Genomic DNA, 13,648 nt, shown 5'->3' with positions numbered 1-13,648 from the left:
TGGCTTCGCTTTAGTCGAGCAGAGCAAGCACGTCGTCGTAAAGCGCACGCGGAATCTTCACGCCGTCGCGAATGCTGCGTTCGCGCGCATCGAAACGTCGTTGCGAAGGCAACCGCGCCCCCTGCTCCGTCACCGCGTCGAACAGCTTTTCGGCGCGCGCAAGGCCAGCTTCGTAGCCATCGCCGAGAAATACCTTCGGATCCAGCGCGATCAGCAACTCGCCATGACACGGCGTCGCGCCGACGCCTTCGTCGAACACCTGCGACTCCATACTCGTCAGATCGCCGATCAACGCGCCGGCGAGCAATTCGATCATCGCCGCCAGCGCCGAGCCCTTGTGACCGCCGAACGTTTGCATCGCGCCTTGCAGCGCGGCCTTTGCATCGGTGGTCGGCTGGCCTTCGCTGTCGATCGCCCAATGCGACGGAATCGCCTTGCCCTGGCGCGCGTGCAGTTCGATATCGCCACGCGCGATCGCGCTCGTCGCGAAGTCGAACGCGAACGGCTCACGCCCTGGACGCGGCCATGCGAATGCCAGCGGATTCGTGCCGAACACCGGCTGCGTGCCGCCGGCCGGCGCGACCCAGCTATGGCTCGGATTCATCGCGATACCGACGAGCCCTTCGCGCGCGATCGCTTCCACTTCGGGCCACAGCGCCGAGAAGTGAAAGCAGTGGTTGATCGCCATTGCCGCGATGCCCTGGCGCCGAGCCTTCTCGACCAGCACCGGCAAGCCGGTCTCGAAGGCAAGCAGCGAATAGCCGTAGTGCGCATCGACCGCGACGATACTCGCCGACACCTCGCGCAACGTCGGCTCGGCACGCGGATTCACCTTGCCGATACGCAGCGAGCGCGTGCACACGAGCAGCCGATAGATACCGTGCGAATGGCATTCGTCGCGCTGGCCCTGCGTAATCACACGCGCGATCGCGTCGGCATGCGCATCCGACATGCCATGCCGCGTCAGCACGCGAAACGACAGATCGTGGACTTCGTCGAGCGTGAGCACGACATCCGTCGAATCAGCGGTCATACAGGCTCCTTCGTGCTTCAGAGGCCGACGTCCGGCAGCGTCGGACGCGTGGCGACCGCCTTGGCGACGATCTCCTTCACTTCGGCGAGCGTGTCGCCCTGCAACGCGAGACGCGGCGGACGCGTAACCGCGCTACCGCGGCCGAGCAGTTCCTCGCACAGCTTGATGCACTGCACGAGGTCCGGACGCGCGTCGAGGTGCAGCAACGGCATGAACCAGCTATACAGCGACAGCGCTTCGTCGTAACGCTTCTGTTTGGCGAGGCGGAACAGCGTCTCGCCTTCCTTCGGAAACGCGTTCGACATGCCCGACACCCAGCCTTGCGCGCCAACCGCGATGCTTTCGACCACCACGTCGTCAAGGCCCGCGAACAGCACGAAACGATCGCCCACTGCATTGCGCAGATCGATGAAACGGCGCGTATCGCCCGACGAATCCTTGAAGCAGACGATGTTCTCGCAATCCTGCAACGCGATCAGCACGTCCGGCGTCACGTCGTTCTTGTAGATCGGGGGGTTGTTGTAGATCATCACCGGCAGATCGGTGCTGGTCGCGACCGAACGGAAATGCGCGGCGGTTTCGTGCGGCTTCGCGGAATAGACGAGCGCCGGCATCACCATCACGCCATCCACGCCGACGCGCGCGGCTTCACGCACGGTCTGGCGCGCGAACTCGGTCGTGAACTCGGCCACGCCCGCGATCACCGGGATCTTGCCGCCGGCGGCATCGCGCGCGGCTTCGATCACCTGCAGCTTTTCCGAGGTGCTCAGCGAGGTGTTTTCGCCAACCGTGCCGCAAACCACGAGGCCCGACACGCCATCCCTGACGAGATTGCTGACCACGCGATGCGTCGCGTCGATATCGAGCGAAAAGTCAGGTTTGAACTGGGTGCTGACGGCGGGGAACACACCGCTCCATTGGATAGCCTTGCTCATTGTGTCCATCTCCTTCAAAAAGCCGGCCGCGCCGACACTCGTTGATATGCGGCAGCCAGTATCGATCTTTCTGTTTTTGCACGCTTGGGCTTTTTCGTAATCGAAAGAGATTAAATCTGCACAACTGCCAGGCCGAAAAACTGGCCAATAGCGGCTGCATCCGGGTGCGAATCGCGGCGGAACCGGCTTGTAGCCACGCGGCGTCGCCGTGGTTACAGCAAGCTGCGATGCCGAGTCCGGCACAACGCGCAGCCAATATCCGGTGCTTCGCGCGTGTCGGCTCGCCGCGAAATCCGCCCAAGCGGCGCACCGTCCGCGCTGCAAAAATCAGCCGATCGCGCTAGAGTCGATGGCACTGTTTCGTGACGAGGGAAATGCGATGGATCGCGCGGCTTTTACTGAAATGCTATTGAAAGAAGGCTTTCCCGATGCCGTGCTGGTGACACGCGAGCCGAACATCGCGATGGACGTGCACACCCATCCGTTCGAGGCGAAGGCATTGATCGTCGATGGGGAATTGCACATCCGCGTCGGCGAAGAAGAACGCCTGTATCGCGTCGGCGACGTGTTTCATCTGCCGGCGAACAAGGCACATGCGGAGCGTTACGGGCCGAACGGCGTCAGCTATCTGGTCGGCAGAAAAACGGACGTGTGAAAGACAGGCGCACCGTGCAAGCCGGCGCGCCCCATTTGAAGCGATCAGGCGCCGAGCAGCACGCCGGTTCTGATCGGCCGCGTACCCGTCACGCGGCCGAGCGGCGCGCCGGCCGTCACGAAGCGGATCGCTCGCCGCATATACAGCACCCCTTCGGTCTGGCTCGCGATCGTGGTCGTCTCGTCGGTCAGCGGATCGACGATATCGAACAGCGGCTGGCCGACGCGGATCGTGTCGCCGATCTTCGCGCGATGCACCAGAATCCCGCTTACCGGCGCATAGAACTGCTCGCTGCCAGCGAGCGGCGTCGCCTCCGATAGCAGCGGCGGCAACGGTTTCGCTTCGCCGCGAATTGCGCCGCGCCACAGCAGGTAATCGACGATCGCATCCGCGTCCTGCTGCGCGACTTCGTACGACACGTCGCGCTGGCCGCGGCATTCCACCGTCACCGCGATCGATCCGGTCGGCACCGGCTTGCTGGCCGGCATCTGCTGCTGCAACGTCCACCACAGCAGGCTATGTGTTTCATCGAACGCGCCGCCGCCCGAGTCCGTCGCGAGCAGCGATGCCTGCGCGCCGAGGTAGCGCGACAACGGTTCGAACTGCGACCACGCCGCCTCGCTCGTGTACAGATGCATCGCCGCTTCGAGCGAGCAATGCAGATCGATGATCACGTCCGCGTCGTGCGACAGCTTCAGAAGCGCCAGTTGCAGCGAGTCGAATTCGGTCAGCGCTTTCTGTTGTGCGAGTTCGGCCGCGAGCAGTTCGCGCACGATGCGCACGTTTTCCGTGGCGTCGGAACCGAGCGCCTCCTTTGCATTCGCAACCAGTTTCGTGAACTGCACGAAATGGCGATTGAAGTTCTTGCCGCTCGCCAGATCGAAGCGGCCGACAAACTGACCGAGCACGTACTGACTGAGCCCGACCGGATTCGAGACCGGCACGAGCACGATTTCCGCGTTCAGTGCACCGGCTTTTTCCAGTTCGAGCAGACGGCGCTTGAGCAGCACGGTCGTCAGCATCGCCGGCGTTTCGTCCGCATGCAGCGACGCCTGGATATAGATCTTTTGCCCGCTATGGGTGCCGGCTGTCGGGCCGAAATGAAACGACACCAGTTCGCGGTGCGTGCCGATGGCCGGCGACAGAAGCGGAATCGATTGCCTGTTCATGAAAGGAAAGTCGCAATAGGGAAATGGAGCGTTGGGGTCAATTGCCGTACGGGTCGAAGTCGAAGTACTTCTTCGCGATCTGCGCATAGGTGCCGTCTTTCAGCATCGATGCAATCGCCGCGTTGATCGACGCCTGCACCGCCGTCTCGTCCTTGCGCAGGCCAATGCCGACTCCGCGATCGCCCATCGATAGCGGCTCGCCGACGAACGCGAAGCCCTTGCCCGCCGGCGTGCGCAGAAAGCCGTAGTCCGCCTCGACGGTGCCGAGCAACGCGCCGTCGAGACGACCATTCTGCAAGTCGGTGAACACTTCGTCCTGGCTCTTGTAAGCGACCACGTTCGCGCCGAGCGGCGTCCAGTTCTTCAGCGCGTAGCCCTCGAACTGCGTGCCCGACTGCACGCCGATCTGCTTGCCGGCGAGTCCGGCGGCAGTGGGCGCGAGCGACGAGCCTTGCCGCGCGATCAGCCGCGATTTGAACTGAAACAGCTTCGACGAGAACAGGATCTGCTGTTCGCGCTTATCGGTGATCGCCATCGACGACAGCACCGCGTCGATCTTGCGCGCCTGCAGCGCCGGAATCATCCCCGAAAACTCGAGTTCGACCCACTGGCAATGCGCGTGGATACGCCGGCAGATCTCGTTGCCGAGATCGACGTCGAAGCCTTTGAGGCTGCCGTCGGGCGCCTTCGAGTCCATCGGCGGATAGGTCGGGTCGATGCCGAGCCGCAAGGTGCCGGACTCGGCGGCAAACGCGGCGCTGCTGAAGGCCAGCGCGGCGCAGAGAATCGTCAGCGAAATTTTCATGTAAGCCGGGGACGGACGCGGATTGGGACAGCGCAATCCTATGCCGTCGCAGTGCCTCGAAGAAGCCCCGTTCGGAATATCATGATCACTTTTACTGATCACGGGCGCTCACGTCATGGCGTTGACGATTTCCCAGTTGCGCGTGTTCACGGCGGTCGCCGAGCACGGCAGCATCCGCGCGGCGTCGCGCGCGCTCGGCATTGCGCAAAGCGGCATCACGCAGCAGTTGCAGAACCTCGAATCGATGCTCGGCGCGACGCTGTTCACGCGCACGAATCGCGGCATCGCGCTGACCGCGCTCGGCCAGCGGCTGTTGCAACGAGCCGGTGCGATCCTCGGCGAATGCGAGCGCGCCGAGCAGGACGTGCGCCAATTGCGCGGCGACTATGCGGGCGAGGTCACGTTCGGCATGACGACCGAGCCGCTCGTCGACGCATTCGCGCCGGTGCTGATGGAGTTTCGCGCGCGCTTCGAGCGCGTCGCCGTGCATCTGCGCACCGGCACGTCGCGCATGATGATTTCGTGGATCCGCGAAGGCACGCTCGATTTCGCGGCCGCGCTGGTGTCGAAGCAGACCGATACCGCCGATCTGTCGGTCACGCCGCTGTATCCGTCCGATCCGGTAATCGTGTGCCGCAAAGGGCACCCGAAGGCGCGCGCGAAGTCGCTCGCCGAACTTACCGATTGCACCTGGGTGACGACACGCTCGCCGAATCGGACCGACGAGCCGCACGTCAACCGGTTGAGCCAGCTGTTCGAAACACACGGGCTGCCGGCGCCGAAGATCGTCGCGACCGTCGAGGGCCTGTATGAAACGCTGCATCTGGTCAGCGCGACCGATTGCCTGTCGTTCGAATCGTCGGTGCTGACGAGGCGCGGGCCATTCGCGGACGTGCTGACGACGATCCCGGTGCGCGAGCGCGGCATCGAACAGAACGTCTGCCTGCTGCAACGCGCGGCGATTCCGCTGACGCCGGCCGCGCAGGAGTTCGCGACGATGATCGTGTCGTACACGCGCACGGTGCGCGCGCGTTGAGTGCCGATGCCGATGCCGATGCCGCAATCAGGCTGATGTTTCGAGCGCAATCAATTCGTCGATGCGCTGCCGGCGCCGGATCAACCGCGCGCTGCCATTCTCGATCAAGACTTCCGGCACGAGCGGCCGGCTGTTGTAGTTCGATGACATCGACGCGCCGTACGCGCCCGCGTGATGAAACACGATCAGGTCGCCCACTTCCGGCGCGGGCATCGCGCGGCTCGTCACCACGCCGCCTTCGCGCTGCGTGAACACATCGCCGGCCTCGCACAGCGGACCGGCCACGCTGAACGAGCCGGTGAGCGCGTCGCTCGGCGTGCCGTCGGGCTTCAGCACGCTGATCTCGTGATGGCTGCCGTAAAACGACGGCCGCACCAGATCGTTGAAGCCCGCGTCGACCAGCGCGAATTGCCGCGACGGCCGCGAGCTCAGCGCCTGCACTTCGGCGACCAGCACGCCCGCCTGCGCGACCAGAAAACGCCCCGGTTCGATTTCGAGCCGCACGCGATGCCCGACATGCGCTTCGATACGCCGGCGCGCGTCGTCCCACAGCCTGAAGTAATGCGCGGTGTCGACGCTCGGTTCGCCATCGCGATACGGCACCGATAGCCCACCACCCGCTGAAATCGCGTCGATATCATGATCGAGACCGGTCACCGCATCGACCATCGCATCGCACACGCTCGCGAGATGCGTGTAGTCGACGCCCGAGCCGATATGCATGTGCAGACCGACGAGCTTCAGCCGATAGCGGCGGATCAGATCGAGCGCACGCGCTACGTCGTCGCGCCAGATGCCGTGCTTGCTGTGCTCGCCGCCGGTATTGGTCTTGTTGCTGTGGCCGTGGCCGAAGCCGGGGTTGATGCGCAGCCACACGCGGTGACCTTCGCTCGCATGCCGGCCGAGCCGTTCGAGCATGTCAAGCGAGCCGGCGTTGACGGTAATTCGCTGTTCGAGCACGGTGGCGAGCGTCGCGCGATCGATCACGTCGGCGGTGAACACGACGCCTTCCGCGGTATGTACCTCGGCGTCAGCAGTAAAGCCAGCCTTGAAGCCCGCGGCGAAACTGCGCTCGATTTCGCCGAGAGAAACCGCATCGACCACCACGCCCTCGTCGCGCATCAGCTTCAGGATATGCACGTTCGAACACGCCTTCTGCGCATAGCGGATTGTGTCGAAGCCGCGCAGTTCCGCGATGCGTCGACGGATCGTGTCGGCGTCATAGACCCATAGCGGTGTGCCATGCTGGCGCGCGAGATCGGCAAGTTGATGAGGGTTGAACGGCGTCACGGCGAGTTCCCTGTCGAAGCCTGGTGACCAGGCATTGCATTGCGATATGCCGACATGATGCGGTGCAGACTCCATTCAGTAAAATACCAATTTCTCTCTTATCTATTCATTACTGATATAGGCCCGCTCATGGCGCTTACGCACCGGCATATCGAAGTCTTTCGCGCACTGATGACCGCCGGCAGCGTAACCAAGGCGGCCGGCATGCTGTTCACGTCGCAGCCCACCGTCAGCCGTGAACTCGCGCGCATGGAGCAAAGCATCGGCTTCGCGCTGTTCGAACGCGTGCAAGGACGGCTGCGCCCGACGCAATCGGCACTGACGCTATTCGACGAAATCGAGCGCGCGTACGTCGGGCTCGAACGGGTCGCATCGACGGCAGCCGCGCTGCGCGAGTTCAAGGGCGGCCAGCTTTCGGTGATCGCATTGCCGGTGTTTTCGCAATCGATCCTGCCGGCTGCGATCAAGCGCTTTCACGCGACGCAGCCGGGCGCCAGTGTGTCGATCGCGACGCAGGAGTCGCCGTTTCTCGAAGAATGGTTGACCGCGCAGCGTTACGACCTCGGCGTGAGCGAACACGGCGCGCCGCCTCCTGCGACGCGTTTGACGCCGCTGCTCGCAGTCGATGAAGTGTGCGTGCTGCCCGACGGCCATCCACTGCTCGCCAAACGCGTAATCGCCTTGAAGGATTTCGCGGACCAGCCGTTTATCAGCCTCTCCGCCAACGATCCCTACCGGCTTCAGATCGACGCGGCGTTCGCGCGAGCCGGCATCGCGCGCCGCCTGCTGATCGAAACGCCGAGCGCAGCCTCCGTGTGCAGTTGCGTGCGCCAGGGTCTCGGCATCGCGATCGTCAATCCGCTGACGGCCGTCGATCTCGCGGGCCGCAATCTGCATATCCGGCCGCTCGCGCTGTCGTTGCCGTTTCGCGTCAGCGTGATTCATCCCGAGCATCGGCCCGCGCATCCGCTCGCCGCCGCGTTCGTCGGCGCGCTCCAGAGCGAAGCCGCGGCGCTGCGACTACAATTGAAACGCCATTCCGGAACGCGACGAACCTAGCGGTTTCTGCAGTCATAGCGGCCAATGCATCGCATGCACGCAATGCGTGCACGCCAGCCGCCGCCAATGCCGATGCCGTCCGTCACGCAGCCCGGGCACGCTTCACGCTGCATCACCACCCGTACACCGATCACCGACGCGCTTTGCGCACGCTGCGCGTTCGCGCCGTATCGGCGTCGTCAAACGTCGTAGACCATCAACAGGAGCCTCCCAAATGATGAATCGAGACAATCCCGTCTGGCTGATTACAGGTTGTTCGACCGGCTTCGGCCGCGAGCTTGCGAAGCTCGTGCTCGAACGCGGCTGGCGCGCGGTCGTCACCGCGCGCGATGCATCGAAAGTGAAAGACATCGCCGAAGGACACGGCGAGCGCGCGCTGGTGCTGCCGCTCGACGTGACGAACCGCGCGCAGATCGACACGGTGGTCGAGCAGGCGAAGCGCCACTTCGGCCGCGTCGACGTGCTGGTCAACAACGCGGGCTACGGCTATCTGGCGGCGATCGAGGAAGGCGAGGACAGCGAAGTCCGCGCGATGTTCGAGACCAACGTATTCGGTCTGATCGATATCACCAAGGCGGTGCTGCCGGTCATGCGCGAGCAGCGCAGCGGCCTGATCGTCAATGTGTCGTCGATCGGCGGCATTACGAGTTTCGCGGCGACCGGCTACTACCACGGCACGAAATACGCGGTCGAAGGACTGTCGGAATCGCTCGCGATCGAGGTGAAGCCGCCCGGCATCGACGTGCTGATCGTCGAGCCGGGACCGTTCCGCACCAACTGGGCCGGTCCGTCGATCAAGCAGTCGGCCACGGTGATCGACGCCTATGCGTCGACGGCCGGCGAGCGCCGCAAGCAGACCGAAGCGCGCAGCGGCAATCAGGCGGGCGATCCGGTGCGCGCCGCGCAGGCGATCATCGATGCCGCGCTGTCGGACCAGCCGCCGCTGCGTCTGCTGCTCGGCAAGGCCGCGCTGGACCTCGCCTATAAGAAGCTCGATTTCATGCGCAAAGACTTCGACACGTGGAAGTCGACCACCGAGGGCGCGGATTTTCCGCAAGGCGGAGCGTAAGGACAGCTTCTAAGGCAGGGGCTTAGGCGTTAGGCTTCGCGGCAGCGTGGAGCCTTTCGCCCGCGATCGTAACCGCAAGCCGGCCGGTCGCCGTAGCAATGTGAAGGCCGGCGCTTCGAACTCCGCCAGCTCGCGTCAGAACTCCACCAACGCGAATTCGTCCTTGCCCACGTCGCACAACGGGCAGCGCCAGTCGGCCGGCACATCGGCCCAGCGCGTGCCCGCCGCGATCCCTTCCTCGGGCAAACCAGCGGCTTCGTCGTAGATCCAGCCGCAGATCACGCAGACCCATTGCTTGAAATCGTCGGAGGCGGCGTTGCTGGCGGATGCCGCCAGCGCTGCTTCCGCATGTTCGGCTTCTTCCGCGTGCGGCGCGGCAGTCCGCGGCGTCGCGTCGAGACTGACGACGAGCGGCGCGACCGTGCCGCTGCCGGTCCCGGCGAGCCGCGCCTGCAGGCTTTCGAGCAGGCGCCGCGCCTCATCGTGCGTCAGATCGATCCAGTACGGATCGCCCGCGCCGTCGTTGAGTCGCTCGGGGGAAAACTGGATTTCTACGGCTACGCCCTTCTTGTACATGGCAATCGGAATATCGACGAGACCGACGCCTTAGCGGGCCTGGAGCAGCAGATTCAGCGCAATCGACGCGATCAGCGCGGTGACACCGATCAGGCCAAGCAGTTGCAGCAAAGTGAGGGATTTACGCGAGTTGGCGGGGGTTTGTTGCGTAGTCACGGAAGTTTGTTGAAGTTGAGAAAAAGCGCAATGGTACACGGGTGCGTGTGACACGCCTGTCGATTGGCGCAAACTCGCGCGCAATCCGGTGCGTCGCGACATTATCGCCGCTCGCGCGCGGCGAATTGTCTACGGTGGGGAGATGGATTAATTCCGGCAGAACGGGAAAGTACGGCCGGCGCGCAACGCCGGCCTCGACAGCGCCAAACGCTCAGGTCTTCGCCAAAGGACTGCCCTGGCGCGAATCCCAGAAGCGGATCACCGCCGTATCGCCCATCCCCTTGCCGACCACCTGATCCTGCTCGCCGCATTCGCGCAGCAGCGCGCGCAGTTCGTTGATCACCGGGAACACCTCGTGATTCCAGTCCGCGCCCTGCGAGTCATGCGCGCGCTGCTCCGCCTCGACGATCTCGCGATCCTCCTTGAAGATGCGTTCGGTGAACCACACCAGCAGCGGCCACAGCAGGTTCATCACGCCCGGGATGCCGGGCTTGCGGATCGACAGCAGGCCAAACGTGCGGTTGCTGCGCTGCTCGCGATCGAGCGGCACGTAGACGATCCACAGGTCCATCACGAGCGTCTGCTCCGCATTGCGGATCCGCAGCGTCTGGTACGGATACTCGGTGCGGATCGTCATCACGTCCTTGTCGTTATTGCCGCCGGTCTTGCGATTCTGGCCGAACACGATCGCCTCGCCGATCGGCTGCTGCCCCTCCATGCGCGCAAACGTGTAGTCGACCTCGACCCAGCCCTCGCCGCGCCGCCGTCCGACCGAACGCGCGCGCATCTTGCCCATCTGCCGGCGATGCAGAAACTGATGGTTCATGTCCATCAGGTTCTCGTGCATGAATGAATAGTGGCAATCGACCGGGCGGCCAAAGCGGCGCGTCTTGTACTTCGGATCCGACACCGAACCGAAACTCGGCAACGGCCGCTGTTCGGCGAGCGCCGCATCGCCCGGAAACACGAAAATCAACCCTTCGATTTCCTGACACGGATATGAACGCACGCCGTTCGGCAAACGCTCGCGGCCCAGATACGGCACATCGATGCATTTGCCCGAGCAGTCGTAGGTCCAGCCGTGATAACCGCAGCGAATCGATTCGCCATCGACGACACCCTGATGCAACGGCACCTGCCGATGCGCGCAGCGGTCTTCGAGCGCGAACACCTTGCCGCTTTCAGTGCGCGCAAGCACGATCGGCTCGCCGGCGAAAGTCACGCCGTGCGTCTTGCCGCGCTTCACCTCATGCGACCAGGCGAGCGGATACCAGTAGTCCGGATGAATGCCGACGCGGCGCAGATCGCGCACCGGCGCGCCGGTTTGCGATGCGGAGGAGGAAGAAGAGGAAAAGGCATTCAGTGAGGCCGCCTGAGCAGCCGTCGCCGCGTTGTCGGCTGCGTCGGCGAGGTCTTGTTCAAGCGGGGGAACAGCATGCATAGGTCAAACCTCCGGGCACCAGCGAATGGAAGGTTGCCGCCCTGCATGTCGAGGCCGGCAGCGTCCCGCCAGTCTACTCGAAGCGGCCCCCGCCCGGGTCTGCTTGCAGCCCGTAGCGCCTTCACGCGCGTGCCCGCGTGAAGGCGCTACCTTCGCTTTACGTTGCCGCGGAAAAAATGACCTGCGCCCGACGCTCAGCGCTCACTGTTCATCGCTTGCGACGAGACCGGTGCGACGCTGCACACCCCACACGCTGCCGCCGCGCAAGAACTGCAGCCACCCGAGCGCGGCGCCGAGGTGGCGCGCGAGCTGGAACGAGAACGGCTCGGCGACGGCCGCGAGCATCGCCATGCCGAGGCTATTGCCGCTGCGCTCGCCCGTCCAGCGCCGGTACAGATGAATACTCCACAGATAGAACGCGAGGTCGAGCGCCGTTTTCAGGCCGATCACGCTGAAGATCGACACGACGATCGCGCCGTGCCTGCCGAACAGGAAGCCGAGCAGCAACGCGAACGCGGTCAGGCCGTAGATCGGTTGCATCGTGTCGAACGCCTTGATCGGCAGCATCAGCTTGCCGAGCGTGCCGTAGCGCGGATTGCCGGTCATGTCGCGATTCCAGTACTGCGTCTGCAAGAAGCCCGCGAACCAGCGGCGGCGCTGCCGCAGAAAACTCGCAAGGTTATCGGGCGCATCGGTACGCGCATGCGCTTCACCGACCACACGCACATCCCAGCCGAGGCCGTGATCGACCGAGTAGCGACGCAGCCGGTGAATCAGCTCGTAGTCTTCGACGAGGCATTGCGGATCGAAGCCGCCGACGACGACGAGCGCATCGCGCCGAAACGACGCGAACGCGCCGGAGATCAGCAGCAGGCTGTCCGCGCGCATCCACGCGAAACGCGCGATGAAATTGCGCATGTACTCGTAGGTCTGGAACCACTGGAACACCCGGCCCGACACCGACTTGCCGCAGACCGGCGTGAGGATGCCGGCCGCCGCGACCAGCTTCGGCTCACCTGCGAACGCCGCGCGCATCGCGTAGGTCGCGTCGTCGTCGAGCAGCGTGTCGGCGTCGACGGTCATCACCGTGTCCGTCGTCATCACGGCAATCGCGGCGTTCAGCGCGCGTGCCTTACCGCCGTGCGGCACGCGCAGCCAGAACAGATTCGGATAAAGCGAACTAGGCGCGCTCAACACGCCGTCGGCGGCTGGCGTGAGACCGAAGCGCGCAGTGAGCAATTCAGCGGTGGCGTCAGTGGAGCCGTCATCGGCGACGACGATCTGCGCCGGGCCATGCGTTTGCCGCAGCAGCGCCGCGAGCGTCACCGGCAGCACCGCCGCCTCGTTATGCGACGCGACGATCACGCCCATGCTGGGCAATTCGCGTTGCTCGTAGTCGGCTTCGAGCGGCTGCGTGCGGCGCATCAGCGGCAACGACTTCCACGTGACGAAGATCAGCAGCAGCGTGTCGTACACGACATACGCAATGCCGGTCGACCACGCGAGCGCACCGCGCAGAAAGAAAGCGCGTGCAAAGAGCAGCAGCCATAGCACGACGACACTGGAGTGGATCAGCGTGCTCGCCAATGTCGAGCGACGCGGCAGGATGCGTGGCGAGGCGAGAGCCAATGCCTGTTCAAGAGTGTTGTTCACAACGATTGCCGGATTCGTCGAAATTACGGTTGGAAAGCAAGGACGTTCGATGCGTGAGTACATGAATGGAACCGCGCCGCGGCTCACGGCTTCATGCGCTTCAACACCGACTTGCGGTCGATCCATTCATGCTTGAGCGCGCCGCCGATATGCATCGCCAGCAACGCATACAGCGCATAGCCGAGCCACGTATGCAGCGCGCCGAAGCGGTCGTGCAGGCTTTCCTTCAACGTCGGATCGAGATTCATCACGTAGCCGATGCGCGGCCACTGGAACAGCCCGAACCAGTGCATCGGGTGCGTGGCCGCATCCTTCCACGCGGAGTCGTGCAGCCAGCCGGACAGCGGCAGCCCGATCATCAGCAGATACAACGCGAAATGCGCGATATGCGCGGCGATCTTCTCCCACGACGGAAACTCGCGCGGCAACGGCGGCGGCTTGTGCGACACGCGCCACAGAATGCGCAGCAGCGCGAGCCCGAGCACCGTGATGCCGATCGACTTGTGCGTGTCGATCACGCGGCGTGCCCAGTCATCAGACAGCGAATCCGCACTGAGCGCCAGCGCGACGTTGACGATGATCAGCAGCGCGATCAGCCAGTGCAGCACCATCGCGGTGCGCGTGTAACGCTGCGGTGACGCGGCAGCGGTCGAATCGGTAAGGGTGTCCGCACGAGTGTTCATGGTTGTTCCGTTTGCGAAGGCAATAAGTGCCGCGAAAGGTGTTTGAAAATCCGTTTGCGTGAAGTGGACCGCGCGGCATAGCCCCTAA

At 64.1% G+C, this 13,648-nt stretch carries 14 protein-coding genes; 4 read left to right on the top strand and 10 right to left on the bottom strand.

Annotated features, from left to right (window positions below; all coding sequences use genetic code 11):
• Positions 1-10 precede the first annotated feature (10 nt).
• Together L0U82_RS19330 and L0U82_RS19325 are read right to left on the bottom strand one after the other, a co-directional pair.
• Positions 11-1,033 carry an Ldh family oxidoreductase gene (locus L0U82_RS19330; RefSeq protein ID WP_233833576.1) on the bottom strand — a complete coding sequence of 341 codons (1,023 nt, stop codon included), beginning with the start codon at positions 1,031-1,033 and terminating at the stop codon, positions 11-13.
• A 17-nt stretch (positions 1,034-1,050) separates the two neighbouring features.
• Positions 1,051-1,968 (bottom strand): dihydrodipicolinate synthase family protein, encoded by a 918-nt coding sequence (locus L0U82_RS19325; protein WP_233833574.1) that lies wholly within the window; start codon positions 1,966-1,968, stop codon positions 1,051-1,053.
• A gap of 379 nt (positions 1,969-2,347) precedes the next feature.
• Between L0U82_RS19325 and L0U82_RS19320 the strand changes: the two genes are divergently transcribed.
• Positions 2,348-2,623, top strand: a complete 276-nt coding sequence (locus tag L0U82_RS19320; protein WP_233837415.1) for a cupin domain-containing protein — start codon at positions 2,348-2,350, stop codon at positions 2,621-2,623.
• Between the two features lie 44 nt (positions 2,624-2,667).
• Here the strand turns inward: L0U82_RS19320 and L0U82_RS19315 are convergent, their stop codons facing one another.
• Both L0U82_RS19315 and L0U82_RS19310 read right to left on the bottom strand, forming a co-directional pair.
• A complete protein-coding gene (locus L0U82_RS19315; protein ID WP_233833573.1) occupies positions 2,668-3,792 on the bottom strand; it encodes a succinylglutamate desuccinylase/aspartoacylase family protein in 1,125 nt (374 codons plus the stop codon).
• Between the two features lie 37 nt (positions 3,793-3,829).
• On the bottom strand, positions 3,830-4,597 hold the full coding sequence (locus L0U82_RS19310) for a transporter substrate-binding domain-containing protein (protein WP_233833572.1): 768 nt from the start codon (positions 4,595-4,597) through the stop codon (positions 3,830-3,832).
• A 115-nt stretch (positions 4,598-4,712) separates the two neighbouring features.
• Here L0U82_RS19310 and L0U82_RS19305 point away from each other — a divergent pair, with 115 nt between their 5' ends.
• Positions 4,713-5,633, top strand: coding sequence for a LysR family transcriptional regulator (locus L0U82_RS19305; protein ID WP_233833570.1), 921 nt, complete (start codon positions 4,713-4,715; stop codon positions 5,631-5,633).
• A 27-nt stretch (positions 5,634-5,660) separates the two neighbouring features.
• On the opposite strand, the gene lysA is transcribed toward L0U82_RS19305, so the two are convergent.
• Positions 5,661-6,923, bottom strand: coding sequence for a diaminopimelate decarboxylase (gene lysA, locus L0U82_RS19300; RefSeq protein ID WP_233833568.1), 1,263 nt, complete (start codon positions 6,921-6,923; stop codon positions 5,661-5,663).
• A gap of 129 nt (positions 6,924-7,052) precedes the next feature.
• Here lysA and L0U82_RS19295 point away from each other — a divergent pair, with 129 nt between their 5' ends.
• Both L0U82_RS19295 and L0U82_RS19290 read left to right on the top strand, forming a co-directional pair.
• Positions 7,053-7,982, top strand: coding sequence for a LysR family transcriptional regulator (locus L0U82_RS19295; protein ID WP_233833566.1), 930 nt, complete (start codon positions 7,053-7,055; stop codon positions 7,980-7,982).
• 214 nt (positions 7,983-8,196) lie between these two features.
• Positions 8,197-9,051, top strand: coding sequence for an oxidoreductase (locus L0U82_RS19290; RefSeq protein ID WP_233833564.1), 855 nt, complete (start codon positions 8,197-8,199; stop codon positions 9,049-9,051).
• 135 nt (positions 9,052-9,186) lie between these two features.
• On the opposite strand, the gene L0U82_RS39890 is transcribed toward L0U82_RS19290, so the two are convergent.
• The 5 genes from L0U82_RS39890 to L0U82_RS19270 all read right to left on the bottom strand — a co-directional run bounded on the left by L0U82_RS39890 (position 9,187) and on the right by L0U82_RS19270 (position 13,560).
• Complete coding sequence (locus L0U82_RS39890) at positions 9,187-9,627, bottom strand: rubredoxin (RefSeq protein ID WP_233833562.1); 441 nt, start codon at positions 9,625-9,627, stop codon at positions 9,187-9,189.
• Between the two features lie 30 nt (positions 9,628-9,657).
• Complete coding sequence (locus tag L0U82_RS39725; protein ID WP_267929655.1) at positions 9,658-9,783, bottom strand: hypothetical protein; 126 nt, start codon at positions 9,781-9,783, stop codon at positions 9,658-9,660.
• Positions 9,784-9,994: 211 nt separating this feature from the next.
• The gene (locus L0U82_RS19280) at positions 9,995-11,224 is read right to left on the bottom strand and encodes an aromatic ring-hydroxylating oxygenase subunit alpha (protein ID WP_233833560.1); all 1,230 of its coding nucleotides are present in this window, start codon (positions 11,222-11,224) and stop codon (positions 9,995-9,997) included.
• A 201-nt stretch (positions 11,225-11,425) separates the two neighbouring features.
• Positions 11,426-12,877, bottom strand: coding sequence for a glycosyltransferase family 2 protein (locus tag L0U82_RS19275; RefSeq protein ID WP_233833558.1), 1,452 nt, complete (start codon positions 12,875-12,877; stop codon positions 11,426-11,428).
• Between the two features lie 83 nt (positions 12,878-12,960).
• Positions 12,961-13,560: a cytochrome b gene (locus tag L0U82_RS19270; protein WP_233833556.1), complete on the bottom strand. Its 600-nt coding sequence runs from the start codon at positions 13,558-13,560 to the stop codon at positions 12,961-12,963.
• Between the last annotated feature and the right edge of the window lie 88 nt (positions 13,561-13,648).

Source organism: Paraburkholderia sp. ZP32-5, from assembly GCF_021390495.1.
Lineage (GTDB): Bacteria > Pseudomonadota > Gammaproteobacteria > Burkholderiales > Burkholderiaceae > Paraburkholderia.
Note: the sequence above shows the minus strand (reverse complement) of the source record. Positions and strands in the feature narration are given on the sequence as shown.